This window comes from Streptomyces sp. NPDC059897, from assembly GCF_042730865.1.
In the GTDB taxonomy this organism is placed as follows: Bacteria; Actinomycetota; Actinomycetes; order Streptomycetales; family Streptomycetaceae; genus Streptomyces.
Window position 1 is genome coordinate 145,473 of record NZ_JBHWKQ010000012.1, and the last position, 26,522, is coordinate 171,994.

The following is a 26,522-nucleotide window of genomic DNA, read 5'->3' on the forward strand; positions in this document are numbered from 1 at the left end:
ACCCACGTCAAGGTACGTGCACCGGCCAAGGGCCGGACGGGGCCCGGACAACGCGACGGGCGGCGCACGTGAACCTCCACGCGCACCGCCCGCCGACAAGCCTCGGAACCCTCTGCCTACGACACTTCGGCCTTCGCCTGCTCCGCCACCCGCTTGTGCTCCGCCACCCGCTTCCGGGTCAGGAACCAGCCGATGACCAGGCCGACCACGATCAGCGGCGAGCAGTACACCGAGACCGCCGAGTCACCGCCGCCGACGACCATCAGGACCACGACCGCGACCAGGAACACGATGGTCAGCCAGCTCGTGAACGGCGCGCCCGGAAGCCGGAACGACGGACGCTCCAGCTCGCCGCGCAGCGCCTTCCTGCGCAGCACCATCTGACAGATCATGATCATGACCCAGGTGCCGATCATCGTGATCGCGGAGAAGTTGATGACGATCGCGAACGCCCGCTCGGGCACGATGTAGTTGAGGATGATGCCCGCGATGTAGCAGGTCGCGGTCAGCAGCACGCCACCGTAGGGGACGCCCTTCTTGCTCATCTTCGTCGTGAACGCCGGGGCGGAGCCCGCCAGGCCCATCGAGCGCAGCACGCGGCCGGTCGAGTAGAGCCCGGAGTTGCAGCTGGACAGGGCCGCCGTGAGGATCACGAAGTTCATGATGCCGCTGATGCCGGGCACGCCCAGCTTCCCGAGCAGCGTCACGAACGGGGACTCGCCCGCCTTGTACGCGCTCCAGGGCAGCAGCAGGACGAGGAGCAGCACCGACCCGACGTAGAACAGCACGATGCGCCACGACACGGAGTTGATGGCGCGCGGGATCACCTTGCGCGGGTTCTCGGTCTCGCCGGAGGCGATGCCGACCATCTCGATCGCGGCGTACGCGAAGACGACGCCCTGGATGAGGACGATGGCGGGCAGCAGTCCGTTCGGCAGCATGCCGCCGTTGTCGGTGATCAGCTGCGGGCCCGTGCTGTGGCCGTCGACGGGGTGGCGGCTCGCGAGCAGCCAGCAGCCGATGCCGAGGAAGCCGAGGATCGCGGCGACCTTGATGATCGAGAACCAGAACTCGAACTCGCCGAACCAGCGCACCGAGATCAGGTTCGCGCCGAGCACCACGAGGAGCGCCACGAGCGCGAGCGTCCACTGGGGTATGTCGCGGAACATGGCCCAGTAGTGCAGGTACATCGCCACCGCGGTGATCTCCGCGATGCCGCTGCACACCCAGTGCAGGAAGTAGACCCAGCCCGCCGTGTACGCGGCCTTCTCGCCGAGGAACTCACGCGAGTACGAGACGAACGAGCCCGACGTGGGCCGGTGCATCACCAGCTCGCCCATGGCGCGCGTGATGAAGAAGGCGAACAGACCGGTGATGGCGAAGATGACCACCAGGGACGGGCCCGCGGTGTGCAGCCGCTCCCCCGCGCCGAGGAACAGACCGGTGCCGATGGCGCCACCGATCGCGATCATCTGGACCTGACGATTGCGCAGGCCGGCCGCGTAACCCCCCTCACGGATGGCTCCGGCCGTGGCCTTGCCGCCCGTGGTCACACCGCTCTCGGTCGCAGCCGTAGAGGCCTGCGCGGGCCGGGCCTCGGGCTCGGCTTGTGCTGTGTGCTCCATGGTTCTCCGACGTACGTGCAAAACGGCATGCCGCACACACGCGAGCGCGAACGCGCGCAGGCGTGTACGGCGTACCTGTTGGACAGGACTGGTCCGCCGGATTCGGCGAACTACGAGATCGGAACGGATCCCGGTGGAGTGTGCCGCGGGCGGACCACGCGACGACACGCCACCTTAAACCGTTCGCGGGGGCAACTAATCCACGAGCCCGAGCAGCGAACCGGCGTACTGGGCACCGGACTCGGCGAGCACCTCGTCGAGCGACTGCGCGGACCGTACGGGGGCGAATGTCACCTTGTCCGCTTCTGCCCCGTTCTCCGACTGGACATATCCGTACACAGCGGGACGGGGAAGGCTGTTGTAGTGGAAGTGCGTCGAGAAGTAGTACGCGCCGGTGTCGTACAGCGCGACGAGGTCGCCGGGCTCCAGTTCGGGCAGCTCACGGCCGCGCGCCACGAGGTCGCCCGCGAAGCAGCAGGGCCCGGCCACGTCCTGCACGATCTCCCGCGTCGTCTTCGCCCGGCCCGCGGCGTCGTACGCGCCGACCCGCAGCGGCCAGGACTCGGGCACGAAGACGGTACGGGTCGCCACCTGCGCGCCCGCGTGCGTCACGGCGATCCGGCGCCCGCCGGACGTCTTGGTGTACTCGACGTGCGCGGCGATGAACCCCTGCTTGGCGAGGAGCGAGCGCCCGAACTCGGTGACGAGCGTGTACCGCCCGTCGAAGAGGCCGGGGACGGTCTCCCGCAGGATGCGCGCGTACTCCTCGAAGCCGGGCGTGATGTCGTCCGACGCGAAGTTCACCGGCAGGCCGCCGCCGATGTCGAGGGTGTCGATCTGCTGCCGCCCGACGTGCGCGTTGATCTTCTCGGCCAGGTCGTACGCGGCCCGTACGCCCTCGGCCATCAGCTCCAGGGCGACGCCCTGCGAGCCGGTGTGAGTGTGAAGGCGGGTCATCCACGGCCGCGCCTTGTACGCGCCGAGGACCCACTGCTCCGCGCCCTCGTCGCGCAGCGCGACGCCGAACTTGGAGGTGGCGGTCGCGGTGCTCATCGCGCCGATCGAACCGCTGCCGACCTGCGGATTCACCCGCAGGCCCACGGGCGAGGCGCTGGGGTTCGCCGCGAACTCCTCGACGAGCGCGTCGATCCGCTCCAGCTCCTGCGGGTTGTCGGCGTTCACAGCGATACCGGCCGCCAGCGCCTCGCGCAGCTCCCCGACGGTCTTGGCGGGCGAGTCGAAGACGATCCGCTCGGCCGGCACCCCGGCCGCCCGCGCGAGCGCCAGCTCACCGGGGCTCGCGACCTCGGCGCCGATGCCCTCCTCGTTCAGGAGCGCGAGCACGGGCACCAGCGAGGACGCCTTCACCGCGAAGGTGTGCCGCGCGTCGACGCCCGCGAACGCCGCCTTGAGCGCACGCGCCGCCTCCCGGACCCCGGCCACGTCGAGCAGCCCCAGGACGGGGGCGTCGGGACCTACGAGCCCCTGCTCGACGGCGGCGCGCAGGGCGGCGTCGCGGCGGGCGGCGGAGGTGGGGGGCTGCGGCATCAGGGGGTGGCCTGCCTTCTGCTTCGTATTGCTTCGTACGGGGTGGTGCTCGGGGCACTCGTCACTGTGCAGCGCGGCGGGGCGGCGTGTCTGCGTGCGGCCGCACGAAGTACGGGGCGGCCGGATGGTGCGCTGGCACAACGTGCGGGCTGCGGGGCGGTGCGCGTAGTGCCTGTGTACGACGGTGGGCGGGGTGGCATGGTGGCGACGCACCACGCCCAGGGTTCTCACGCCGTGCTCACGGCAGCGGTATGAGCCCGGCCCGCCGCAGCCCGAGCTCGACGACGAGCCGCACGTCGGGATCCGCCAGGTCGAAGCCGCCCAGCTCGCGGGCCCTGCGCAGCCGGTACCGCAACGTGTTCGCGTGGATGCCCAGGTACCGGGCGGTGGCCCCGGCGTCCCCGAAGAACGCCAGATGCGCGGCCACGGTGCGCGGCAGATCCGTCCCGTGCCGCTCGTCGTGCGCGAGGAGCGCCGCCACGGCGTCCCCGACGGACGGCACCCGCGCGGCGACGGCGTCCGACACCCGCAGCGCGTCCAGGGCGAACCGCACGTCGTCGGCGCCCGCAACCTCGGGCTCCCCGCGCTCGCGCAGCACCCGCAGCACCTCGCCGGCCCCGGCCCGGGACTCCGCCGCGTCCTTCAGCGCACCGACCACCGGCCCGACCGCGACCAGGGGCTTCACCCCGGCGCCGCGCAGCACGGCGGCGAGGTCCCGGGCGAGACGCTCGGCGGCGTCGGGCCGGGGCTCGGCGAGCAACACGTCGAACCGGTCACCGTCATGCCGGGCCGTGGCCCCCGGGGAGCCGCCCTCCACCCGATACGCGAACGCCGGCGAGCCATGCGCGGCAACCCGCAACGCCACCGCCCGCAACGCCCGCTCCCGCACCTCCGGTGCCACGTCCCCCACGACCGCACCGGAAAGCACCGCACACGGCTGCCCCGGATCGACCCCGAGCGCGGCCCCCGCGGCGACCACATCCGGCGCCCGCTCCTCGAACAGCGCCCGCACCGCGTGCCTCCGCCGCCCCTCGGCGGACCGGGACCGCAACCGGTGGTGCAGCAGATGCGGGACCGCGATCGTGGCGGCCTGCCGCAGCGCGTCCCGGGCCCCGTCCGGCAGCGGCTCCCCGTCGGCGGCGGCCCACAGCGACCCGAGCACCTCCTCGCCCGCCCGCACGGCGACGGCGAGCCGCTCGGGAAACCGCCCGTCAGCGGGCCGCAGCACGACATCCCCCGCCCACAACGCGGCCAGGAACCCGCTCTCCGCCAGCTCGGCGACCCGCCACCTGGGCACCCGCCGCCCGAGGATGGTCAGCCGCCGCAGCGGGTCGGCGGTGTCTGCGGTCGGCGAGTACGCCAGCACGTTGGACTCGGGGTCCTCGATGGTGATCGCGCCCCCGACGAGCGCGGCGAGCGCGGACGCGAGGGCCGGCAGATCCCCGAGCCCCACGTCGACACCCGGTTCGGGCACCCGCGCCCCACCGGCCGCGAGCGCGGCCCGCAGCAGCCCGATCAACTCGCCCCAGTCGACCCACGGGGCGCGGGCGAGCAGCGCGGTGGACACGCTGTCGGCCACTTCCCCAAGGAGCGGCGAGATGCCTTCGGCCCCGCGCCGCACCACAAGGGCGGCAGCCCCCGCCCGATCAGCGGCCCGCAAAACTTCAGCGGCAGCGGGATCGGCCGTATCAACGCCCACAGCGATCAGCACCCGCCCCCGCTCCTGCAGGCTCTCCCCGGCGTCGAACACGCCGACCCCGCCCACGGCGACGTCCGTCCCGCACGGCGCCCGCACGACCTCGACGACGTCTCGCCCCACGACCTCGACGACCTGCGCCAACGTGGGGCCGCCGCCCGCCGCGGGCCTCTCCGACTGCTCCATGCCCCCAGTCTCACCGATCACGTAACCGGCGCCACTGTGACGAACAAGTCACCGCAAACAGCCCACTTGTGAGCAACGGCACCCACCGGACGGCCCGAAGAGCCCGCCGCCGCCCCTACGTTGGAAAAATGTCCCCTCTAGCCGTGGTCAGCGAGGCGTACGGGCCCCGCTTCGCCGAATTCGCCTTCGAGCCCGCCTTCCTGGCCGCGGTCGACCAGCACGTGGCGGAGATCCGCGACCGCGTCGCGGCCGGATCGGCGGCGCTGCACCCGCCGGCCCCCGATGCCGAGGCCCTCGGCGACTACGCGCTCGGCTTCCTCGACGCGCTCAGCGAGAACGGCTGGCTCGAACCGGTGGGGCACGACTACGCGGTGTGCCGCCTCACCGCCATCAGCTGGCTGGTGAGACGGCACGACCTGCTCGACCTGGTGTAGGCGGCTACTGGTTGTCGAACCGCTCCCGCTCCTGAACGGGCTGATTGCTGAGCGCATCCTCACGCCCCGCCTGATAAGCACCGGCACCACCGGCACTCCCCACGCTCCCCTTCGCCTTGGCGGTCTCCTCCTCGGCCATGTTCAGCCACCGCTCCCAGCGCTGCTTCATCGGCCCGATGAGCCCGCCGCCGACGCCGACGATCAGGATTCCGGCGGCCGCCGCGAGCGCGGCGATCAGCACCGGCTGCGTGACGGTCGTGGCGATCCCCGCCTGCCCGAGCGCGGCAATCGCACCGAGCACGACGATGCAGGCCCACACGATGGTGCCGACGGTCTTCCCGTACGAGACGGAGGACAGGGCGTTGGTGACGATGTCCCGCACCAGGTTGGCGACGGCCATGGCCACGACGATCAGGACGACCGCGACGATGCCGCGCGGCAGCCAGGCGACGATGCCGTTGATCATGTCGGACACGGGGTTGGGGCCGAAGACCCCGAAGCCGAGCTGGAGCACGATCAGCATCAGGGCGACGTAGACGACCTTGCAGAGGATCGCGGTCGTGTCGTACTTCGACCCCTCGAGCATCTTCGCCGAGCCGGCCCGCTCGGCGAGCTTCTCCGACCCGATCTTCCTGAGCCCCCGGTCGAGGAGCTTGGTGATCATCTTGGCCACGAACCAGCCGATGACCATGACGACGATGAAGCCCAGCAGTTTCGGCACGAACTCGGCGACCTTCGACCACGCGTCGTTCAGCCCTTGAGTGAAGTCGACGGCGAGCGTGCCGGCGCCGTCCGGCGTACTGAGGTTCTGGATCATGAGTGGTACCTCCACCCAGTGGGGCCGGGCGCCGCGAAGCCGCACCCGACGAGACGTGTCCCCCTCGTTTTCCTGTGTCCCTCCGGCTTAACAGCCCCAGCCGCCCCCGGCCGCCCCACATCCCCCATTGGCGTGACCCACGCCCCGAACCCGATCCGCTACGCTGTTCACGCGCCTTCGTAGCTCAGGGGATAGAGCACCGCTCTCCTAAAGCGGGTGTCGCAGGTTCGAATCCTGCCGGGGGCACCAGCACAAGGGCCCCGGACCGGTCACGGTCCGGGGCCCTTGGCGTCTGCTCTTCCGACACCAACGGGTGCGCCGCCCGGTGACTGCCTCCGATGCCCCTGTTTCATGGCCCCCGTCGCCCGTTTAGTGGCCGTTTAACGCCGGGCCGCACAGTGGGCCGAGCAACTGACCGGCCGAGTTTGCGACGGAACGGATGACGTCATGAGCAAGACGCTGCACATCAAGACGCTCAAGTGTGTCGAGCAGGAAGACTGGACGATCGACGACAGGATCGTGATCTACGTGAACGGCGACCCCGTCAACGGGGCCGCGTTCGACGACGGCCAGAAGCGCTTCCTGGACACCAAGGTGGCCTTCAAGCAGGAGGCCGTCGTCAAGCTCGTGGAGATCGACGACGCCGACGCCGACGACGTCCTGGGCGTCCACACGGTCCGCGGCGGTTCCGGCGTCCTGGAGTTCACGCGCGACGACGCGCACTACCAGATGTCCTACGAGGTCTCGGGGAGCTGACCCGCGTATGACCGACAGCCAAAGGGGCAGTGCCGCGTAGGCGCCCATCAGCCCTGCGGGGCAGCCTCCCCGCCCGTTCTCGGGGGCGGCGAAGGTACCCGTGCATCGATCACCTTTCAGGGTCTTGAACGGCTGACCTTCGCCGGCTCGAGCGGACCCGCTTCTGGCCCGAGGCCACGGAGGAAGCGTTCTGGCACACGGACCGGTTCGCGGGAGTTGACTGCGGCATCCCTGAGTGCGGGTGCAACGGCGCATACTTCCGTGAACACCTGGAAGTCGTGCTTCAGACACTGCGCGCGTGGCGTCAACGCCATGGAGGACCCATGAGACTCGTACGCACAGTCGCCGTGGCGGCCTTGTCCGCCGCCCTGCTCTCAGGGTGCGCGCAGGAGAAGCCCGAACTGCGCCCCACCGGGACCCCCGGTGAAGGCGCCTGGTACGAGAGCACGAAGGCCGAGCGCCACGAGTACTGCGAGGCCTACCGCGCGCACGACCCGCAGCGCCCCATCAGCATCCCGACGTACCCGTCGGAGGAGTCCAGGGACGAGTTCGCCGACGACTTCTACAACGTGCTGAAGAGGAAGTGCTGAGCAACCGGCGGGGCCCGCCGGCAAGGACTCACAGAATCCACCTCCCCCTGTGACCGCCTTGTGAAGATCCAATGGGCTTGGCATACTCCTCCAGCCGCCCCCCAACGGCCAGCGCCCGCGCAGGGCTTGGTCGTCTTCGCGTTCCCCTGGGGGGATCTTGAAAATGCATGCTGTGGCGCGCGCTGCCGCTCTGACGGTGGCCGCGGTCGCGACGACGTTCGCCGTGGGGGCGCCCGCGCACGCGGTCGACGTGGAGTCCGGGACGTTCGACGTCGTCAGTGAGGTCGGGGACCCGGTCGGTGGCGGGTATCCGTACTCGTACGTCGACGGCGCCGGGTCGGGCGACTCCATGTACGCCGGGTGGAACGACGAGCAGAACTCCGTGCACGTCATCGTGATCGCCGCCAACGGGGATCGGTGGGATCTCACCATGGGGGCTCCGAGCGGGGACCGGCTCGCGGTCGGGACGTACAGCGGGGCCACCGACACGCCCTCCCTCGGCGGGGCCAAGCTCTCCGTCGACGGGACGTTCTACGGGTGCGAATCCGAGGGGTCGTTCACCGTCGACCGGCTCGAACTCGGGCCCCGCGGATACGTCCAGGCCCTCGACGCGAGCTTCGCGCAGAACTGCAAGGGCACCGTTCCCGGGCTCACCGGGCAGGTCCACCTCACCAATCCGCCGCCGCCCGCCGAGCTGTCGCTCGCGGCGGATGTCGACGCCACCGGCTCCGTGTCCGCCGACGGCAAGGCCACCGTGCGCGGCACCGTCACCTGCTCCGAGCCCGTCGACGACGTCCTGGTGAACGGCCGTATCGAGCAGGTCGTCGGCAAGGACGCCCTGGCCACCGCCACGTACTACACCCACGTCGCCTGCACCCCGGGCGCACCCGTCGCCTGGTCCGCCGTCGGCACCCCCACCGGCAGCGTCCCCTTCGCCAAGGGCAACGCCTCCGTCGGGTACAAGGCCCAGGCCACCGACCCGGTGTACGGGCACACGGTCGTCACCGACCCCGCCGCAACCACCGTCGTGTCGCTGCGCAAGTGACGAGTAGGCACAGCTCTCTCAACTCCCCCCCATACTGGCATTTGGAGATTCGTGAGATTCAGATCTAGATCCAGATCCATATCCAAGAAGCCCAGAACTGCCCTCACTCGTGGCGCCACCACCGTCGCCTCCGCCGTGCTCCTCTCCGGCGCCTTCGGCGTCGGCACCGCCGCGGCCTACGACGTCGAGTCCGGCAGTCTCGCCTTCAGCGGGGACGCCGGTGAGTACATCAGCGGTGGGCAGTCCTACGCGTACGACGAAGGGCTGACCACGCAGGGGTACGTCACCAATGGCGTCCCGACCGGCGTCGGCGTGTTCGTCGACGCGGGCGACGGGAGCAGTTGGGCCCTGCACCTCGAAACGGCCGGCGGTGACGTCCAGCCGCTGGCGCCCGGCACCTACAGCGGCGCCGCGGCCAACCCGGCCCCCGGCCGGCCCCGTATCGAGCTGCGCGGCAACGGACGGGACTGTCTCGCCGAGGGGGCCTTCGCCGTCCAGGACGTGGACATCACCGCCCGCGGCTACGTGAAGAAGCTCGACGCCACCTTCGAGCAGCACTGCCCCGGCGCCACGGAGTCGGTGCGCGGCGAGGTCCACCTGAGCAACCCGGAGCCGCCCGCCGAGACCGCGCTGGGGCTCGACGTCGCCCCCGACGCCGTCGCCGGCCGGGTCGACGGGCACGCCCTCGTGCACGGCACGGTCACCTGCACCGAGCCCGTCGCCCTCGACACGTACGGCACGGTGAGCCAGACCCTGGACGGCGTGACCACCCGCGGCACCTACCGCACCCGGGTCGACTGCGTGCCGGGCGCGCCCGTGCCGTGGGCCGCCTCCGCCGCTCCCACCAGCGGCGTGCCCTTCCAGCGCGGGGACGCCACCGTGATCGCGAGCAGCACCGGCAAGGACCCGTTCTACGGCCACACGATCACGGCCGGCTACAGCGGTCCGCTCCAGCTCACGAAGAAGTAGCCCCGCCTCACGGTCACGGTCACGACCGCTGCCGCATGGAGCCCACCGTCCGCAGCACCCGGTCCGCCCGCTCCCGCAGCTCCGGATGCGCGAGCACCGTGTTGCGCAGGCCGCGGACCGGGCGGCGCCACAGGCGGTGGGCCGTCGCGGCGGGGTGGGGGCGGGTCGCGAAGCCCTCGGCGACCCGGAGTTCGCGGGTCTTGAGCCAGTCCTTGTACTCCTTCTCGCCGCGGCCCCAGTCCATCAGCCGGATGCCCTGGCGGCCCGCCGCCTCGACCATCCGCAGGTGCATGAGGAGGCCGGGCGAGTAGTAGCTGAACTCCGGGTCGTACGCGGTGAACCAGGCCGCGAAGACCGTCCGGGACGTCGGCCCGAAGTGGGCGGCGACCGGGCGGTCGCCCGCGTAGACGACCGAGAGGACACCGGTGAAGTGCTCCTCACGGACCCGGAAGAGGTGGTCGGTGAGGTGCACGATCCACGGGCGGGCGAAGCGGTCCATGCGGCCGGTGCGGCGGTACTGGGCCGACTTCCAGCGCATCAGCTGGTGCAGCACCTCGGGGTCCCGCTCGTCGTAGACGAAGCGCATCTCCCCCACGTTGCGGCTCAGGCGGCGCTCCTTCTTGAGCGTCGTCTTGGCCTGTCCTGGATAGGCCGCCTTCAGCCACTCCTCGTACGTCTCGTGGCTGCCGTCCTTCAGGTCGAGGACGGGTGAGGCGAAGGTTCCGGTGACGTAGCGGCCGAAGGGTCTCTGTTCCTCGACGAGGTGGTCGAACTCGAAGACCGAGAGCCCGCAGGCGCGCAGGAGTTGTCTTGTGTCCCAGGTGACGCCGGGCCGGTGCACCAGGGCCTGGCAGTCGGACAGGCCCATGCCGATGGCCCGGCCGATGCCCGCGGGCCCCTTCTCGTACGGGAGGAATCCGACGGGTTCGCCGCCCTCGCGCAGCACCGCCACGTACGCGCGGCCCTTGAACCGGGCGACGGCCTCCGCGAACTCCGGTGCCAGGAACGGGTTCTGGAAGTCCGGAGAGTGTTCCATCGTCTCGTGCCAGGCCGCACGCAGGGACGCGCTGAGCTCGTCGGCCCTGTACGTCGTGATGTTCAACGTCGGTTCGCCCGCCCCTCGCCGCGGGCGCCTGGCCCACCGGCAATCGGATACGAGCGTCGATTCGGATACGAGCGTCGATACGTGAGCGTGCCGCTCATGAGCCCCCCTCTTCCCCCAGAGGGCTCAAAGGTCGCGAAACAGTACGCACGCTGTCAAGGGTCCTTCGGGCACTTCGGACACCCAACCGGAAGCCGTCGCCTACGAGTTGATCCGCATGTGGACGTGCATGTCGTGCCAGCCGTCGGTGTGCCGGGCCGAGCTGCGCCGGGTGCTCTCCAGTTCGTAGCCGGACTTGAGGGCCACCCGGCACGAGGGTTCGTTGCGGGTGGAGTGCTGGAGGTCGAGGCGGTGGAAGCCGAGGGCGAACGCCCAGTCCGTGAGCGCGTCCAGGGCCCGCGGCGCCACTCCTGCCCCTCGGGCCTGCGGCAGCACCCAGTAAGCGACCTCGGCGACGCCGTCCAGGAAGTTCATCTCGCGCAGCGCCATCCGGCCGAGCGGCGCGTCGTCTGCGGCCCCGGCCACGATCCACTGGGCCGACGTCTCCTCCCGCCAGCCCGTGTGCGTCGCCTCGACCCAGGCGCGTGCCTCGTCCAGGGACTCCATGCTGCGGATGTGCCAGTAGCGCAGGACCGGGTCCTGGAAGGCGTCGTGGACCGCCTGCGCGTCGCCGAACGCCGGTGTGCGCAGCACGAGTTCACCGTCGGCCGAGCGGAGCGTCGGCTGCGGGGCCGACGCCAGGGTGCCCGGCTCGATGACGTGCTTGGTGTCGAAAGGCATGATCCGCATGATGACCGGATCCCGCTGTCCGTGCACCCGGATTGCGGGGCGGTTCCGGGTCGGTCCCGGGCCGGTCGCGGGTCAGTCCTTGGTACGGACCGGTGCCGTCTCCGGCAGGCGCCAGACGCAGAGCGCGCTGGCGAGGCCGGCGAGCGCCATGTATCCGGCGAGGTACCAGGGGCGGTCGCCGCCCGCGTCGACCAGGAGCGTCGCCACGAAGGGCGAGGTACCCGCGAAGATCACGCCGTTGATCTCGCGGACGAAGACGAGCCCGCTGTAGCGGACCTCGGTCGGCAGCGACTCGGCGTAGAACGTGCCGGTGACCGCGAAGATCGAGTTGAGCATGAGCGCGAAGGCGACCGTGATCGCCAGGTAGATCAGCCACGGCTCGCGCGTGTCCACCAGCCAGAAGAACGGGTACGCGAAGAGCGTGATCGCCACCGCGCCGCCGATCATGACCGGCTTGCGCCCGACCCGGTCGGAGAGCGCGCCCGCCAGCGGGATCGTGAGGATCGAGACCGCCGAGGCGATGGTGATGCCGAGGACGGAGGTGCCGGAGGACAGGCCCAGCTGGTTGGTGAGGTAGCTGGGCAGGTAGCCCTGGATCGCGTACGAGGCGATGGCGGTGGCGCAGCCGGAGCCGACGAGCAGGGCGATGGCCTTGGGGCGGGCCTTGATCGCGGCGAGCACGGGGAGCTTCTCGCGCTTGCCGCTGTCGCGGGCCTGTTCGAACTGCTCGGTCTCGGGCGCCGCGTTGCGGATGAGGAGCGCGATCACGACCACGAACGCGCTGGCCAGGAACGGGATGCGCCAGCCCCAGCTGAGGAAGTCGTCCTCGGGCAGCGTCGAGACGGCGGCCACCGCGCCGGAGGCGATGACGACGCCGATGAACTCGCCCGCGCCGGGCAGCGAACCGTAGAACCCGCGCTTGCCCTCCTCGGCCGCCTCCGTCGACATGACGTACGCGCCGCCGAGCTCGGCGCCGACGCCGAAGCCCTGCATCATCCGGCAGAACACGAGCAGGACCGGGGCCCAGATCCCGATCTGGTGGTACGTCGGCAGGAAGCCGATGGCGAGGGTGCCGGCGCCCATCAGGACCACGGTGAGGATCAGCACCGGGCGGCGGCCGATGCGGTCTCCGAGGTGGGCCAGGAACAGGCCGCCGATGGGGCGTACGGCGAAGCCGAGCCCGAAGGTCGCGAACGAGGCGAGGGTCGCCGCGAACGGCGAGACGTCCGGGAAGAAGACCTTGTTGAAGACGAGCGCGGCCGACGCCCCGAACAGGAAGAAGTCGTACCACTCGAGGATCGAGCCGACGACGCTCGCGGCCGCGGTGCGGCGCTGGCGGGTGCGGGCGCTCATGACCTTCGCGCCGCTCGGAGCGGACAGCTCGGCGGACGACTCCTCGTGGGTGGATGTGCTCGTCGTCGGGCTCATCTCACTCTCTTTCCGGGCTCGGTGGGCCGACTAATGACCCGATGTTGCAACATGTGCACGCCTGTTGCGTGAAGGCTGCTAATGTTCTTCATGGGCCCAGCGGGATGTCAATGGAGGGACGGCGAATGTCCGGTAAGGCGGTCTGTCTCGGCGAGACGATGGCGCAGGTCACCCCCGCCGACGGCAAGGATCTTGAGCGGAGCCGGGAGCTGCGGCTCGCGGTCGCGGGCGCCGAGTCGACCGTGGCGCAGTACCTCGCGGATCTCGGGCACGGGGCCGCGTGGGTGAGCCGGGTCGGGGACGATCCGTTCGGGCGGCGGATCACCGCGGCGGTCGCCTCGCGCGGCGTGGACGTCGGCGGGGTGCTCGCCGATCCGGCCGCCCCCACCGGCGTCTACTTCAAGGACCCGGGGCCCGACGGCACGCGCGTGCACTACTACCGGGCGGGCTCGGCCGCGTCCCGGATGACACCGGCCGACGCGGACCGCGTCGACCTGACCGGCGTACGGCTGCTGCACCTCACCGGGATCACACCGGCCCTGTCGGACGGCTGCGCCGGACTCGTGGACGCGCTCGTGCGAAGGGCGGCGGACAGCGGGACGCTCGTATCGTTCGACGTCAACTACCGCCCCGCGCTGTGGTGTTCACGCGAGCAGGCGGCGGACGCACTGCTCGCGCTCGCCCGGCGCGCCGACATCGTGCTCGTCGGGCGCGACGAGGCCGAGACGCTGTGGGGCACCGCCACCGCCGAGGACGTACGCGACCACCTCGCGCCGCGCGACACCCTCGTGGTCAAGGACGGGGACGTCGGCGCCACCGAATTCACCGCCACCGGGGCCGAGTTCGTGGCGGCGCCCGCCGTCGATGTCGTCGAGGCCGTCGGCGCCGGTGACGCCTTCGCGGCCGGGTATCTCAGCGGGCTGCTCAAGGGGGCGCCGCCCGCCGAGCGGCTCGCGCTCGGGCACCGGCTCGCCGGGCGGACGCTGCGCAGCATCGAGGACTACGTGCCCGCGACCGGCCCCGACGCGGCCGATGCAACGACCGGCGAAGGACACTGATCCCATGTCACAGACCGTCCGTCGCGCCATCGACATCCTCGAGTTCGTCGCCCGCCGCCCGCGCACCCAGACCGAGGTCGGCGAGCACCTCGGCGTGCACCGCTCGACCGCGCTGCGCATCCTGGAGTCCCTCACCGACGGCGGCCTCGCCCGCCGGCTCCCCGACGGCCGGTACGCGGTCGGGCACCGGCTCGCCGGGCTCGCCCACCTCGCCCTGGAACAGTTCGGCCTGAAGGACGTCGCGGGCGAACACCTGCGACTGCTCGGCGAGCGCTGCGGGCACACCGTGCACCTCGCCGCCCTGGAGGGCGAGCGGATCGTCTACGTCGACAAGGTCGACCCCGTCGACGGGGTGCGGCTCTACTCGCAGATCGGCCGCCCGGTCACCCTGCACACCGCGGGCGTCGCCAAGGCGATCCTCGCGTACGTACCGCGCGAGCGCGCCGACGAGCTGCTCGCCGGCTGCGACTTCGCGCCGCACACCACCACGACGATCACCTCCCCCGACGCCTACCGCACGGCCCTCGGCGAGACCAGGACCCGCGGCTGGGCCGTCGACGACGGCGAGTACGAGGACTTCGTGAACTGCGTCGCCGTCCCCGTACGGGACAGCAGCGGCGAGGTCGTCGCCGCCGTGTCGGTGACCGCGCTCAAGGCCAGGGCCGACCTGGGCGCCCTCGAATCCGATGTGCTGCCCGACCTCATGACCACCGCCGACACGATCTCCAAGGAGCTGGGATGGCGTCCGTAACGTTTGATGAGCTGTTCGCCGGGGTGCCCGTCATGGCGATCCTGCGCGGCATGCCCGCCGACAAGTCCGTCGAACTCGCCGTACGCGCATGGGACCTCGGCATCGAATGCGTCGAGGTGCCCGTGCAGACGGAGGAGGCCGCGCGGGTGCTCGGCGCCGTCGTCGCAGCGGGCGCCGAGCGCGGCAAGCCGGTCGGCGCGGGCACGGTCACCACGGCCGAGCGGCTCGGGTGGGCGGTGGACGCGGGCGCCGCGTTCACGGTGGCCCCCGGGTTGGACGTGGAGGTGGCGCGGGCGAGCGTCGCGGCGGGGCTGCCGCATCTGCCGGGTGTCGCCACCGCCACGGACGTGCAGGCCGCGCGGGCCATCGGGCTGACCTGGCTGAAGGCGTTCCCGGCGAGCGTGCTCGGGGTGGACTGGTTCCGGGCGATGCGGGGGCCGTTCCCGGAGGTGCCGTTCGTGGCCACGGGGGGCATGGACGCGGGGAACGCGGCGGACTATTTGGCGGCGGGGGCGTCTGTGGTTGCCGTTGGTTCGGCCCTGGAGGACCCGGCGCAACTTTCCTCGCTGGCCGAACTGTTGCGGTCACCCGCGTGAGCGTCGCGGGGCTCTGCCCCGGCCCCCGCGCCTCAATCGCCGGCGGGGCTTGATTTGCCGAACCGGGCTTGATTTGCCGAACCGGGCTTGATTTGCCGAACCGTGCTCAGCCATATCGAAGGACATGCCATGAAGATCACCTCGCTCACCACCTACCTCGTCGCTCCCCGTTGGTTGTTTCTCAAGGTGGAGACCGATGAAGGGATCACGGGGTGGGGGGAACCCGTCGTCGAAGGACGGGCGCATACGGTCGCCGCCGCTGTCGACGAGTTGAGTGACTACCTCGTCGGGCAGGATCCGCTGCGGATCGAGGACCACTGGCAGGTCATGACGAAGGGCGGGTTCTACCGGGGCGGGCCCGTGCTGTCGTCCGCCGTGTCCGGGATCGACCAGGCCCTGTGGGACATCAAGGGCAGGTTCCACGGCGTCCCGGTGCACGATCTGCTGGGCGGCGCCGTCCGGGACCGGATGCGGATGTACTCGTGGATCGGCGGCGACGACCCGAGCGAGGCCGCCGAGCACGCGGCGCAGCGCCTCGAACAGGGGTACCGGGCCGTGAAGATGAACGTCGGCGGCAGGATGCGGCACCTGGAGACCTCGCGGGAGATCGACGCGGTCGTCGAGCGCGTGGCCTCCGTGCGGGACGTGCTCGGCCCGGACGGCGGCGTCGCCGTCGACTTCCACGGGCGCACCTCGCCCGCCCTGGCCAAACAGCTCGCCCAGGCGCTCGAACCGCTGCGCCCGATGTTCATCGAGGAGCCGCTGCTCCCCGAACTCACTTCGCAGTACGGCGACTTCACGGCATCGACGTCCATCCCGGTGGCTACCGGTGAACGGCTCTTCTCCCGCTGGGACTTCGACCCGGTCCTGCGCTCCGGCATCGCGCTCGCGCAGCCCGACCTGTCGCACGCGGGCGGCATCTCCGAGACCCGGCGGATCGCGGCGCAGGCCGAGGTGCACGGCGTGGGCCTCGCCCCGCACTGCCCGCTCGGGCCGATCGCGCTCGCGGCGTGCCTCCAGGTCGACTTCGCGTCGCCGAACGCGTTCATCCAGGAGACCAGCCTCGGCATCCACTACAACGTGGGCTCCGACCTCGGCGACTACCTCGTCGACCCGTCTGTCTTCGCCTTCGACTCCACGGACGGTCACATGGCACGGCTGACCGCGCCCGGCCTCGGCATCGAGGTCGACGAGCAGGCCGTCATCAAGGCGTCCACATCGGGCCACCGCTGGCGCAACCCGGTGTGGCGCCACGCGGACGGCTCGTTCGCGGAGTGGTGAGCACGGCTCACCGAAGCTCCTCCGGGCACGGGGTGCCGCGAGGCAGCTGGTAGGGCGCCGCGAGGCGGTACGTGCCCGGCTTCGGGGCGAGCAGCACCGTCCACTCGTCGCCCGCCTCGTCCTTCTCCGTCCCGACGAGGCAGCCGTGCACGTTCGCGTACCGCTTGGGGAGGGAGTCGTCCGACTCCCGCGCCCGCTTCGACGACTCCGTCTCCTTGGGCGCCCCGAGGCTCTTGCCCTCCGCGTCGACGACCGACAGCCACGGCGAGTACGGGACGCGGATCAGCACCCGGCCGGGCCGGGTCACCTCGATGGTCAGCTCGCCCTGCTCCGCGGCGTCGACGACGGCGTGCGGCTCGGCGAGCGGCGTCGGGTCCGTGACGGCGAACAGCTGCCAGTTGGCGTCGCCCCACACCTGCTTGAGGTACGGCAGCCCGCGCTGGACGAGCTGCCGCTCGCGTTCGGCGCCCTTGCCGTCCGGCTCGCCCTTGGGCAGCACCACGTAGTGCACGGCCCAGCGGCGCAGCCACTCGCGGTAGTTAGCCGAGTTGAGGGTGTCGTCGTAGAAGAGCGGGTTGCGCTCCATGTCGGCCTGCCGGTTCCAGCCACGCGCCAGGTTCACGTACGGGGCGAGCGCGGAGGCCTCGCGGTGCGAGCGGGCGGGCACCACCTCGACGCGGCCGTGCTCGGCCCTGACCTCCTGCAATTCGTTGACCAGCGGCGCCAGTTCACGCGCCCAGGAGGCGGCGGGGGTGGTCCGCACGACGTCGTCGACCGACTTGAAGCCGATCCACGCGTTGAAGGCGCAGAACGCGACCACGATGACGTACCACTTGCGCGAGCGCGGGACCGTGAACGGCAGCGCCGCGAGCAGCGCGACGCCCGCGAACAGCATCGGGAGCCGGGTGATGTTGGAGCCGATCTGCGAACTGATCAGCCACACCAGGAGTACGGACAGGGTGTAGACGGCGGACGTGATCCGGACCGTCACCCACCCCTTGGGGACGAGGACGCACACGAGGACGCCGTAGACCATCGGCAGCAGCGCCGACCAGAACGACATCGGCTGCGTGCCGGAGAACGGGAACAGCCAGGCCGAAAGCACGACGACGGCGGTGGGCGCGAGCCCGAGCGCGTACGCGCCGGGGCGCCGCTTCTGCAGGAACAGCGCCACGGCGACGAGCCCGACGAACAGCCCGGCCACCGGCGAGCAGGCGGTCGCGATGCCCGCGAGGGGCGCCGCCACGGCCGCCTTCGCCCAGCGCTTGTAGCGCCAGCGGTACGGCCAGCAGAACACGGCGGCCGTCGCCGCGAGCCCGAACATCATGCCGAGGCCGAACGTGACGCGCCCCGACGCGGCGTTGCACAGCAACGCGAAGACACCGGCGAGGGCCGGCCACAGCGGCTTGGCGACCACCCGCGTCCGGATCAGGATCATGGTCAGCAGCGCCGCGGACAGCGTGCCCGCGCCCATCATCGTGGTGCGCACGCCGAACACCGACATGAGGTACGGCGAGACCACGCTGTACGACACCGGGTGCATGCCGCCGTACCAGGCGAGGTTGTACGCGGAGTCGGGATGCCGGCCGACGAACTCGGCCCACGCGTCCTGCGCCGCGAGGTCCCCACCGCTGTTCGCGAACGTGAAGAACCAGATGAGGTGGAGGAGTGCGGCGGCCACCGTGGCGAGAGTGACGGGGTGCCGGGCGAGACGCTTCAGGCGGGCGCCGGCGTTCGCTTCGCCGGTGGCCACGGGGCCCGCATGCTGCTCTGGGAGCCGTATCCGGGGGCGGTCCTTGCCCGCCCCGGGCTTCGCGTCGTCGGCGCGCGCCGGCCTCGTTGTGGCCACTGCAGACACTCCCGTTTACCCGTGTGCCGTTGTGAATGAACGGGTGGGCGTCCCCCGCCTGCCCGGTCTCGCGACGCTAGCACGGCGGGCGCGGACGGGCGCCGTGGGAGGCCGAAGGGCATCGGCCTCCCACGCGGCGCCTCCGGCGGTCAGCCGACGCGGGTCAGCTTCGCGCCGAGTCCGGGCTCGGTGAGGTCCTTCTGGATGGCCACCGGCACCTCCACGGCGCCGCCTTCGCCGTCGCCGACCTCCAGCACGCCGACGGTCTCCCCGGCCTTGCCGGTGTGCGGCACGGACTTGCCGTCCTGGTCCGCGAGTTGCAGGCGCACGGTCTTGCCGGCCCAGCCGACGGCCTTGACGTCCTTCGTGACCGTGACGGGCGTGTGCCCGCCGAGCTGGTCGTCGACGTAGCCGACGACGTCGCCCTTCTTCAGGACCGTGGACGAGGTGACCGCGTCCTGGGCGGCGAGCATCGCGGTCTTGCTGACCGCGTTGACCGTGTCGATGATCGGCGCCCGGTGCTGGCCGAGGATCGCGCCGACGACCGTGACGGTCTCGCCGCCGGTCTCCTTGGTCGCGGCGAACAGCAGGTTGCCGCCGGCCTTGGTCGTCGTACCGGTCTTGATGCCGATGGCGCCGTCGTACGGCACGAGGCGGTTGTAGTTGGTCCACTTCTTGCCGGACGGGTCGGTCCAGGTGGGCAACTTGGTGATGTCGGTGAGCGCGGGGATCTGCACCAGCTCATTCCCCAACTTCACCTGGTCCTCGGCGGTGGAGACGGTGCTCTCCTTGAGGCCGGAGGGGTCGGTGTACGTGGTGTTCTTCATGCCGAGCTTCTTGGCGGTGGCGTTCATCTTCTTGACGAACGCCTCCTCGGAACCGGCGTCCCAACGGGCCAGCAGGCGCGCGATGTTGTTCGCGGACGGGATCATGACCGCCGCGAGCGCGTCCTTCTGGGAGATCTTGTCGCCCTCCTTGACGGTGTTGAGCGTCGACTCGTTCTGCCCGTCGGCGTCGTAGCCGCCCTCCTTCTCGGCGGTCGCGTCGATGTCGATCGACGGGCCGTCGGCACCCGCCTTCAGCGGGTGGTCCTTGAGCACGATGTACGCGGTCATGGACTTGGCGACCGAACCGATCGGCACGGGCGTCTGCTTGCCGAAGTTGTCCATCGTGCCGATGCCCTGGACGTCCATCCAGCCCTGGCCCTCGTCCGGCCACGGCAGGGACGCCTTGTCGCCGTCGAAGCTGTACGTGGCGTCGGCGGTGAGCGAGAGGGACGGTGTCGGCAGTGGGCGGACGGCCTGGATCACGCCGAACACGATGACCAGCAGGATGACGAGCGGCGTCCACACCTTGACCCGGCGCACCGCGGTACGGACCCGGGTCTCCGGGGGCGGCGGGGTGTTGGTCAGCTCGGCGAGCAGGTCGAGCGGCGGCTTCGGCGGCAACGGCTGCTGGGTCGTCCGCTCGGCCGGTTCGACCGTCGGCTGCTCGGCCTCCGGCGGCAGCTCCTTGCCCGCGTCAAGCGACCTCAGCGGCACGAACTTACTGCTCTGCGCGGTCCCGGCCGCCTTGAGCGTGGTGGTCGGCTGATCCACGGGCTGCGGCACAGCCTTGAACACAGCGGTGGCCTGATCCACGGGAACATCCGCCTTGCCGGCGGCTTTCCCGTCGGCCTTGGCTGCGGGCTTGGCGTCGGACTTGGCGTCGGACTTGGCGTCCGGCTGGGCGTCGTCCTTGGCGTCATCCTTGGCCGCGGACTTGCCGTCCGGCTTGGCGGCGGGCTTGGCCTCGACATTGGCCGCGGACTTGCCGTCGGCCTTGGCGTTGCCCGCGGAGTCGGCCTTGTCGCCGGCCTTGGCCGCGGGCTTCCCGCCTGCCTCGGAACCCGACTTGGCGTCGGCCTCGGCGGCGGGCTTGCTGTCGGCCTTGGCGTCCGGCTTGGCGTCGGGCTTGGCCTCGTCCTTGGCTGCGGACTTACCGTCGGCCTGGACGTCGGGCTTCCCGTCCACCTTGGAACCCAACTTGGCGTCGGACTCGGCGTCGGACTTGGCCGCGGACTTACCGTCGGCCTGGGCATCCGACTTGGCGTCGGGCTTGGCGTCGCCCTTGGCTGCGGGCTTGCCGTCGGACTTGGCCGCGAGCTTCCCGCCTGCCTCGGAACCCGACTTGGCGTCGGCCTTGGCATCCGGCCCGCCGTCGGCCTCGGCTGCGGGCTTGCTGTCGCCCTCGGCCGCGAGCTTCCCGCCTACCTCCGAACCCGACTTGGCGTCGGCCTCGGCCGCGGACTTGCCGTCAGCCTTGGCATCCGGCTTGGTGTCGTCCGGGGCGGCGGCCTGGCCCGCGAGCTCGGCAGCGGGCTTGCCCTCAGCCTTGGCCGCGGACTTGCCGTCAGCCTCGGAACCCGACTTGGCGTCGGCCTTACCGTCGGCCTCGGCCACGGACTTGCCGTCAGCCTTGGCATCCGGCTTGGCGTCGGCCGGGGCGGCGGCCTGGCCCGCGAGCTCGGCAGCGGGCTTGCCCTCGACATTGGCCGCGGACTTGCCGTCAGCCTCGGAACCCGACTTGGCGTCGGCCTTACCGTCGGACTCGGCCACGGACTTGCCGTCAGCCTTGGCATCCGACTGGGCGTCGGCCGGGGCGGCGGCCTGGTCCGCGGGCCCGGCAGCGGGCTTCCCGTCGGCCTTGCCATCCGGCTTGGCGTCGCCCTCGGCGCCCGATTCGGCATCCGCCTCGGCGTCGGGCTTCCCGCCGGTCTTGGCGCCCGACTTGCCCTCGGCCTTGGCCGCGGGCTTCCCGGCGTCCTCGGCGCCCGCCTTGGTGTCAGCGTTCCCGTCGGCCTCAGCGCCCGGCTCGGCATCCGCCTCGGCGTCCGCCTTGCCGGTGTTCTCGCCGTCCGGCTTCGCGGCAGGCGTGACGGCTGCCTTGGCCTCGGAACCGGCCGACGGGGCGTCACCCTCGTCGTCCGAACCGGCACCGGACTTGGCGTCGTCCGCGACGTCGGCCTCGGCCGCGGGCTCGGCGGCAGGCTCACCGCCACCCGGCTTCGGCGCCGCCTTGCGCTGCGGCAGGGCGGTGGCCGGTGAGGCGTCGCCCGTGGGCCCGGGGCCCGTGTCGTCGCCGCTCGTATTTGCAACTGCAGACGGATCGGCGGAGCCGCCGTCGCCCGCCACCCACGCCGCGACGGCCGCCCGCAGACGCTCGTCGCCGGCCTCCTCGGGCGCCGCCGCGTCCGGAGCCGAAGACCCCGCGTCCGGAACCTCGCCGGAGGCACCCGCCTCCTGGCCCACGCCGGACGGCGCTCGCGACACCGCGAGACGCGGATCCTCCGGAGCCGGGCCTCCCGACGCCTTGTGCTCTCCCGACCTGTCGGGGGTCCCCGCCACCGATGCCTCCTCGACCGAATGAACCACTCAACCACTTGTCGCCGGACAGACCAGCCCTGTCCGAACCATGTACCAGTGTCCTGTGTGGGGGCTTAACCCACGTGGTAGACGAGAACGACATACCTATAGGTTCCCGCCCAAACCCCCCACGCACTCTCGACAGACAGATGTGAGAGGGGTCACCCTGTCATTCATCCACGCGGGGAGGCATGGATGGGCAGGAGCCGCAGAACACTTCCGGAGGAGCTTCTGCTGCTCGCTCTGGACCCGGCCACGGGTACCACAGCGCAGCCGCAGTCGCTCGACCTAGGTCTGGCCGGAGCACAGCTAGTAGAGCTGGCGCTGGCCGGACGGATAGCCCCAGACGGGGATCGTATCGCCGTGGTGGCACCACGGCCGACCGGAGATCCGACTCTGGACTGCGCGTTGGAGTTGCTGCGAAGGCGTGGCGCTCCCGTACGGGCCGTCCACTGGATAGGCGGGCCGCGTCTCGGCCTGCGACAGACCTACCTCTCGCACCTGGAGCGGTGCGGCATGGTGCATGCCGTGGCCGGCCAGATGTGCGGGGTACTGCCGACGACTCGCTACCAGGCGACGGACACGGCGATCAGCCGGGAGATCAGGGCCCGGCTGGACAGTGCGATCCGCACCGGGGTCCCACCGGACCCACGGACCGCGGCGCTCGCCGCGCTGGCCCATGCGGTCGGTCTCGGCAAGCACCTGTATCCGGGCAACGAGGGCAGGTCCTCGCGCTCCCGGCTGCGGGACCTGATCAGGCACGACCCGATGGGCGGCCTCGTGGCGCACGCCGTGATGGACGTCCAGAACGGTGTGGCGGTACAGCCACGCCGCTCACCGGCCCCCTCGGCGGGCCGGGCCGCACCGGAGCCCGCACGCGGGGTTCCGATGCAGCCACGCCGCGGATCCATGGCTCGCGCCGTGGCCCACTAGGCGAACCGCACCACCCGTAGCACCGCAGCGCCGCACCGTAGTCCCCAAGAACCGGTCCGGGAGCCGCTGTACCGCGCGGGGTGGCGTGCCGGGCGTGAGGACGACGCCCCGGCCCGTCGCCCCGCGCGCTCGCGTTTGTGCTGCACAGGAGGCACGTGCACGCCGCATGTGCGTGCACGTACATCCGCCGTTTCCCAGCGCAGGGCCGCCTCGGGGTGGCAATCTGCTGAGCAGTAGATACGCAACGTATACAGAGCAGAGAATTGCACGTAGCCGGAGGTGCACGTCCGTGGCGTCCAACGTCAATCCCACCGTCAGGCGACGCCGGTTGGGCCAGGAGCTGCGCCGGCTCCGGGAACTCAAGGGCATGACCGCCGAAGAGGTCGCCGAGCGCCTGCTGGTGTCGCAGTCGAAGATCAGCCGCCTGGAGAACGGGCGGCGCAGCATCAGCCAGCGCGACGTACGCGATCTGTGCGGGGTGTACGAGGTCGAGGACCACCGGGTCATCGACTCGCTGATGCAAATGGCCAAGGATTCGCGCCAGCAAGGCTGGTGGCACTCCTTCGGCGACATCCCGTACAGCGTCTACATCGGTCTGGAGACCGACGCGGCGTCGCTGCGCGTGTACGAGTCGCAGTGCATCCCCGGCCTGCTGCAGACGCGCGGCTACGCGGAGGCGCTGATCCAGGGCGCGATGCCCGAGGCCTCGCAGACCGACGTCGAGAAGCGCGTGCAGGTCCGCATCCGCCGCCAGGAGCGGATCGACGACGAGGCCAACTCGCTGCGCCTGTGGGTGGTCCTGGACGAGGCGGCGCTGCGCCGCACCGTCGGCGGCTCCGCGGTGATGCGCGAGCAGTTGGAGCACCTCGCGGAGGTGTCCGGGCTGCCCCATGTCACCGTGCAGGTGCTGCCCTTCGAGATGGGCGCGCACCCGGGGATCACGGGGCAGTACGCGATCCTCGAGTTCCCCGACGCGGCGGACTCCAGCGTCGTGTACATCGAGGGCGTCACCAGCGACCTGTACCTGGAGAAGACGCAGGACGTGCAGAAGTACAGCGTCATGTACGAGCACCTGCGTGCCCAGGCGCTGAACGTGGAACAGTCCCGGCAGTTCATCCTGGAAGCCGCGAAGCGGCACACGCGCTGAGGTCCAACTCGCGTAACGGACCGCCGGGTTCAGGCCTCGGATCCGGGCCCCGCCCGTGGGAAAGCGCCGCACGGTACACCTTTCCCACGGGCCGATGGAAGACCCCCCTGGAATATGCCATCCGGTCGAGTGAATGGCCCCACCGCTGCCCCTGGTCGGCGAGTAGCGTCGATCACGCCAACAACAGACAAGGTGTTGGCGCAAAGCCGCGGCAAGTCCGCGGCCACGCAAGGGACAACTGGCCAGACCGGAGCAGATCATGGCAATCACCAAGGGCGCACAGCCCACCTGGATCAAGTCCTCGTACTCGGCAGGGAACGGCGCGTGCGTGGAGATCAAGTCTCCCGCGGCCCACGCCGTGGACGTACGCGACTCCAAGGACCCGCAGGGCCCGAACCTGGCGTTCGCGCCGGCTTCATGGAGCGCCTTCGTCACGGAGATGAGCCGGGTCGACGTCTGACCCCCAGCACACTCCGTGAGACAACCGAACACGCAAGACAGCTCAAGGCAACACAGCTCCATGCAAGACAGCTCCATGCAACACAGCACCACTGACAGAGCCCTCTCGACTGGTCCGCCGTCCTGGCCGAGGGGGCTCGGCGCTGTCCGGATCAGCGCAGCTGGTCCACGTACTTGTCCGTGCCCGGCACCGTCGGGATGAACGGGGCCATCAGTTCCACCCGGCCGAGGCCCGAGGCCGCCACCGCCTCGCCCAGGCCCGCGAAGTGCTCCTGCCACGCCTCGCGCGGGTCGCACTGCAGGAACCAGAGCAGGGTGAGCCGGGTGTCGACGCCCTCGACCTGCTTCACATACGTCATCCGGTCCCCCGGCAGCGGGGTCGGGCGGAAGACCGTGACCAGCGCGGCGGGCGAGCCCGCGAGCCGCCGCGGCAGATGTTCCTCACGCAGCCAGTTCAGCAACTCGGCGCGCTGCCGCGGCCCTTCGGAGTCGATCACCTCGACGACCAGGCCCTGGTACGGGTGGTCGAGCGCGTGGAAGTCGCGCGGCCCCTCGTCGCCGTCCCGGTACACGGTCGCCTCGTGGTCCTGGAACGACGTGAAGACGTGGGTGCGGTCCTGGTGGACGCGGTCGTCCCGGTTGAGCCGCTTGTTGATGCCGACGGTCCACTTCATGTGGTCGGCGTAGCGGCCCTCGGTGATCCAGTACGTGGAGATGTAGCAGCCCGCGGTGACCGGCTCGGCGACGGCCGACTTCTCGGGGTAGCGCAGGAGCTGGAGGTCGCGGGTGGCGACCCAGCGGCGTCCGGCGTACATCCACGGCATGGCCATGGCACCGGCGTAGTAGTGGTCGTCCTCGTACCAGCGGTTGTACGCGTGCTCATGGCCCGGGTGCGGTTCGACCATGGTGATCAGGGCGTGCCCCGGACGCACCCCGTACGGCCCGACGGCCGCCAGTTCCGCGTACGTCCCGCTGTGCGTGTCCTCGTGTGTTTCCTCGCGTGCTTCCTCCATGCCGCTCACCTTCCGGCCTCCCTCGTGGGCCTTCCATCTCCCGTACGACGCCCATACTCTGACGCCCCGTCAGACAAAGCGCCAGAGCCGGGAGGCGAACCGATGGTGAATGCGGAACTGCTAGTGGGAAAGACCGTGATCGTCTCCGGCGTGGGCGCGGGGCTCGGCCGCCAGGTGGCCGAGGCCGTGCTGCGCGACGGCGGGAACGCGGTGCTCGGGGCGCGCACCGAGGCCCATCTCGCGGCCTGCGCGAAGGAGTTGGACCCGGAGGGCACCCGGACCGCGTTCCGCTCCACCGACATCGGCGACGAGGCGCAGTGCGAGGCGCTCGCGGACCTCGCGCGCGAGCGGTTCGGGGCCGTGGACGCGGTCGTCCATGTCGCGGCCTGGGACAGCTACTTCGGGGGTCTGGAGGACGCCGACTTCGAGACCTGGAGCAAGGTCGTCGACGTGAATCTGCTCGGCACACTGCGGATGACCCGGGCCTGCCTGCCCGCCCTCAAGGAGCGCGGCGGCTCCGTCGTCTTCATCGGGACGCAGTCGGCGATCGCGGCGCCCTCGCAGGTCCGGCAGGCGGCGTACGCGGCGTCGAAGGGCGCCCTGACGAGCGCGATGTACTCGCTGGCGCGGGAGGTCGGCCCGCACCGGGTCCGGGTGAACACCGTGCTGCCCGGCTGGATGTGGGGCCCGCCCGTGCAGGCCTACGTCCAGATCACGGCGCAGACCGAGGGCGTGCCCGAGGACGAGGTGCTCGGGCGGCTCACCGAGCGGATGGCGCTGCCGGACCTCGCGACGGACGGGGACGTGGCGGACGCGGCGGTGTTCCTCGCGTCCGACCGGGCGCGCGCGATCACCGGCCAGCAGCTCCTGGTGAACGCGGGAGAACTCATGCGGTAGCCGCCCCACTCGGCGAAACCAGCGACATCGCAGGTCAACTGTGGTGCGCCCGCTCCTCCCCGAGTTTCGCGACGTTCTGAATTCTGTCCGGGGTTCATATCCATGACTGTAGAACCCTTGACCGGCACTTGGCGCGGAGGTTCAATCCC

23 protein-coding genes and 1 tRNA gene are annotated in these 26,522 nt (G+C 71.0%); 14 read left to right on the forward strand and 10 right to left on the reverse strand.

The features are described from left to right. Window positions 1–116 precede the first annotated feature (116 nt). The 3 genes from ACFV9W_RS16275 to ACFV9W_RS16285 form a co-directional block, all read right to left on the reverse strand. A complete protein-coding gene (locus ACFV9W_RS16275) occupies window positions 117–1,625 on the reverse strand; it encodes an amino acid permease (protein ID WP_385760755.1) in 1,509 nt (502 codons plus the stop codon). 195 nt (window positions 1,626–1,820) lie between these two features. Continuing rightward, window positions 1,821–3,173, reverse strand: a complete 1,353-nt coding sequence (locus ACFV9W_RS16280; RefSeq protein ID WP_385760758.1) for a diaminopimelate decarboxylase — start codon at window positions 3,171–3,173, stop codon at window positions 1,821–1,823. Between the two features lie 238 nt (window positions 3,174–3,411). Continuing rightward, window positions 3,412–5,055: a PucR family transcriptional regulator gene (locus ACFV9W_RS16285; RefSeq protein ID WP_385760761.1), complete on the reverse strand. Its 1,644-nt coding sequence runs from the start codon at window positions 5,053–5,055 to the stop codon at window positions 3,412–3,414. 128 nt (window positions 5,056–5,183) lie between these two features. Between ACFV9W_RS16285 and ACFV9W_RS16290 the strand changes: the two genes are divergently transcribed. Beyond that, window positions 5,184–5,489, forward strand: coding sequence for a DUF6401 family natural product biosynthesis protein (locus ACFV9W_RS16290; protein ID WP_385760764.1), 306 nt, complete (start codon window positions 5,184–5,186; stop codon window positions 5,487–5,489). A gap of 4 nt (window positions 5,490–5,493) precedes the next feature. Here the strand turns inward: ACFV9W_RS16290 and ACFV9W_RS16295 are convergent, their stop codons facing one another. After that, window positions 5,494–6,306, reverse strand: coding sequence for a hypothetical protein (locus ACFV9W_RS16295; protein WP_385760767.1), 813 nt, complete (start codon window positions 6,304–6,306; stop codon window positions 5,494–5,496). A gap of 173 nt (window positions 6,307–6,479) precedes the next feature. Between ACFV9W_RS16295 and ACFV9W_RS16300 the strand changes: the two genes are divergently transcribed. From ACFV9W_RS16300 to ACFV9W_RS16320, 5 genes are all read left to right on the forward strand, one after another. Further along, window positions 6,480–6,555: transfer RNA gene (locus ACFV9W_RS16300), tRNA-Arg, on the forward strand. A 198-nt stretch (window positions 6,556–6,753) separates the two neighbouring features. Next, window positions 6,754–7,062 (forward strand): hypothetical protein, encoded by a 309-nt coding sequence (locus ACFV9W_RS16305; RefSeq protein ID WP_385760770.1) that lies wholly within the window; start codon window positions 6,754–6,756, stop codon window positions 7,060–7,062. A gap of 323 nt (window positions 7,063–7,385) precedes the next feature. Beyond that, complete coding sequence (locus ACFV9W_RS16310; RefSeq protein WP_385760773.1) at window positions 7,386–7,652, forward strand: hypothetical protein; 267 nt, start codon at window positions 7,386–7,388, stop codon at window positions 7,650–7,652. A 172-nt stretch (window positions 7,653–7,824) separates the two neighbouring features. Then, entirely contained in the window at window positions 7,825–8,697 is an 873-nt protein-coding gene (locus ACFV9W_RS16315) for a hypothetical protein (protein WP_385760776.1), read from the forward strand. A gap of 51 nt (window positions 8,698–8,748) precedes the next feature. Beyond that, complete coding sequence (locus ACFV9W_RS16320) at window positions 8,749–9,666, forward strand: hypothetical protein (RefSeq protein ID WP_385760778.1); 918 nt, start codon at window positions 8,749–8,751, stop codon at window positions 9,664–9,666. 19 nt (window positions 9,667–9,685) lie between these two features. Here the strand turns inward: ACFV9W_RS16320 and ACFV9W_RS16325 are convergent, their stop codons facing one another. From ACFV9W_RS16325 to ACFV9W_RS16335, 3 genes are all read right to left on the reverse strand, one after another. After that, a complete protein-coding gene (locus ACFV9W_RS16325) occupies window positions 9,686–10,768 on the reverse strand; it encodes a GNAT family N-acetyltransferase (RefSeq protein ID WP_385760780.1) in 1,083 nt (360 codons plus the stop codon). Window positions 10,769–10,969: 201 nt separating this feature from the next. Then, window positions 10,970–11,548, reverse strand: a complete 579-nt coding sequence (locus ACFV9W_RS16330) for a GNAT family N-acetyltransferase (RefSeq protein ID WP_385760783.1) — start codon at window positions 11,546–11,548, stop codon at window positions 10,970–10,972. Window positions 11,549–11,629: 81 nt separating this feature from the next. Then, window positions 11,630–12,985, reverse strand: coding sequence for an MFS transporter (locus tag ACFV9W_RS16335; protein WP_385760786.1), 1,356 nt, complete (start codon window positions 12,983–12,985; stop codon window positions 11,630–11,632). Window positions 12,986–13,110: 125 nt separating this feature from the next. On the opposite strand from ACFV9W_RS16335, the gene ACFV9W_RS16340 reads away from it, so the two are divergent. The 4 genes from ACFV9W_RS16340 to dgoD all read left to right on the forward strand — a co-directional run bounded on the left by ACFV9W_RS16340 (window position 13,111) and on the right by dgoD (window position 16,671). Then, window positions 13,111–14,043 carry a sugar kinase gene (locus ACFV9W_RS16340; RefSeq protein ID WP_385760788.1) on the forward strand — a complete coding sequence of 311 codons (933 nt, stop codon included), beginning with the start codon at window positions 13,111–13,113 and terminating at the stop codon, window positions 14,041–14,043. Window positions 14,044–14,047: 4 nt separating this feature from the next. Next, window positions 14,048–14,794 carry an IclR family transcriptional regulator gene (locus ACFV9W_RS16345; RefSeq protein ID WP_385760791.1) on the forward strand — a complete coding sequence of 249 codons (747 nt, stop codon included), beginning with the start codon at window positions 14,048–14,050 and terminating at the stop codon, window positions 14,792–14,794. Next, window positions 14,782–15,390: a bifunctional 4-hydroxy-2-oxoglutarate aldolase/2-dehydro-3-deoxy-phosphogluconate aldolase gene (locus ACFV9W_RS16350; RefSeq protein WP_385760794.1), complete on the forward strand. Its 609-nt coding sequence runs from the start codon at window positions 14,782–14,784 to the stop codon at window positions 15,388–15,390. The genes ACFV9W_RS16345 and ACFV9W_RS16350 overlap by 13 nt, the downstream gene beginning before the upstream one ends. 129 nt (window positions 15,391–15,519) lie before the next feature. Further along, window positions 15,520–16,671 (forward strand): galactonate dehydratase, encoded by a 1,152-nt coding sequence (gene dgoD / locus ACFV9W_RS16355; RefSeq protein ID WP_385760797.1) that lies wholly within the window; start codon window positions 15,520–15,522, stop codon window positions 16,669–16,671. A 7-nt stretch (window positions 16,672–16,678) separates the two neighbouring features. On the opposite strand, the gene ACFV9W_RS16360 is transcribed toward dgoD, so the two are convergent. Next, window positions 16,679–18,520: an MFS transporter gene (locus tag ACFV9W_RS16360; protein ID WP_385760799.1), complete on the reverse strand. Its 1,842-nt coding sequence runs from the start codon at window positions 18,518–18,520 to the stop codon at window positions 16,679–16,681. A 149-nt stretch (window positions 18,521–18,669) separates the two neighbouring features. Beyond that, entirely contained in the window at window positions 18,670–21,831 is a 3,162-nt protein-coding gene (locus ACFV9W_RS16365) for a D-alanyl-D-alanine carboxypeptidase (RefSeq protein ID WP_385760802.1), read from the reverse strand. Window positions 21,832–22,119: 288 nt separating this feature from the next. On the opposite strand from ACFV9W_RS16365, the gene ACFV9W_RS16370 reads away from it, so the two are divergent. From ACFV9W_RS16370 to ACFV9W_RS16380, 3 genes are all read left to right on the forward strand, one after another. Next, window positions 22,120–22,857, forward strand: a complete 738-nt coding sequence (locus ACFV9W_RS16370) for a GPP34 family phosphoprotein (protein ID WP_385760804.1) — start codon at window positions 22,120–22,122, stop codon at window positions 22,855–22,857. A 289-nt stretch (window positions 22,858–23,146) separates the two neighbouring features. Then, the gene (locus tag ACFV9W_RS16375) at window positions 23,147–24,004 is read left to right on the forward strand and encodes a helix-turn-helix domain-containing protein (protein WP_385760807.1); all 858 of its coding nucleotides are present in this window, start codon (window positions 23,147–23,149) and stop codon (window positions 24,002–24,004) included. A 259-nt stretch (window positions 24,005–24,263) separates the two neighbouring features. Further along, window positions 24,264–24,464 (forward strand): DUF397 domain-containing protein, encoded by a 201-nt coding sequence (locus ACFV9W_RS16380; RefSeq protein WP_385760809.1) that lies wholly within the window; start codon window positions 24,264–24,266, stop codon window positions 24,462–24,464. A 151-nt stretch (window positions 24,465–24,615) separates the two neighbouring features. Here ACFV9W_RS16380 and ACFV9W_RS16385 read toward each other — a convergent pair whose 3' ends face one another. Beyond that, a complete protein-coding gene (locus ACFV9W_RS16385) occupies window positions 24,616–25,476 on the reverse strand; it encodes a hypothetical protein (RefSeq protein ID WP_385760812.1) in 861 nt (286 codons plus the stop codon). Between the two features lie 102 nt (window positions 25,477–25,578). On the opposite strand from ACFV9W_RS16385, the gene ACFV9W_RS16390 reads away from it, so the two are divergent. Further along, window positions 25,579–26,373, forward strand: coding sequence for an SDR family oxidoreductase (locus ACFV9W_RS16390; protein ID WP_385760815.1), 795 nt, complete (start codon window positions 25,579–25,581; stop codon window positions 26,371–26,373). The last annotated feature ends 149 nt before the right edge of the window (window positions 26,374–26,522 follow it).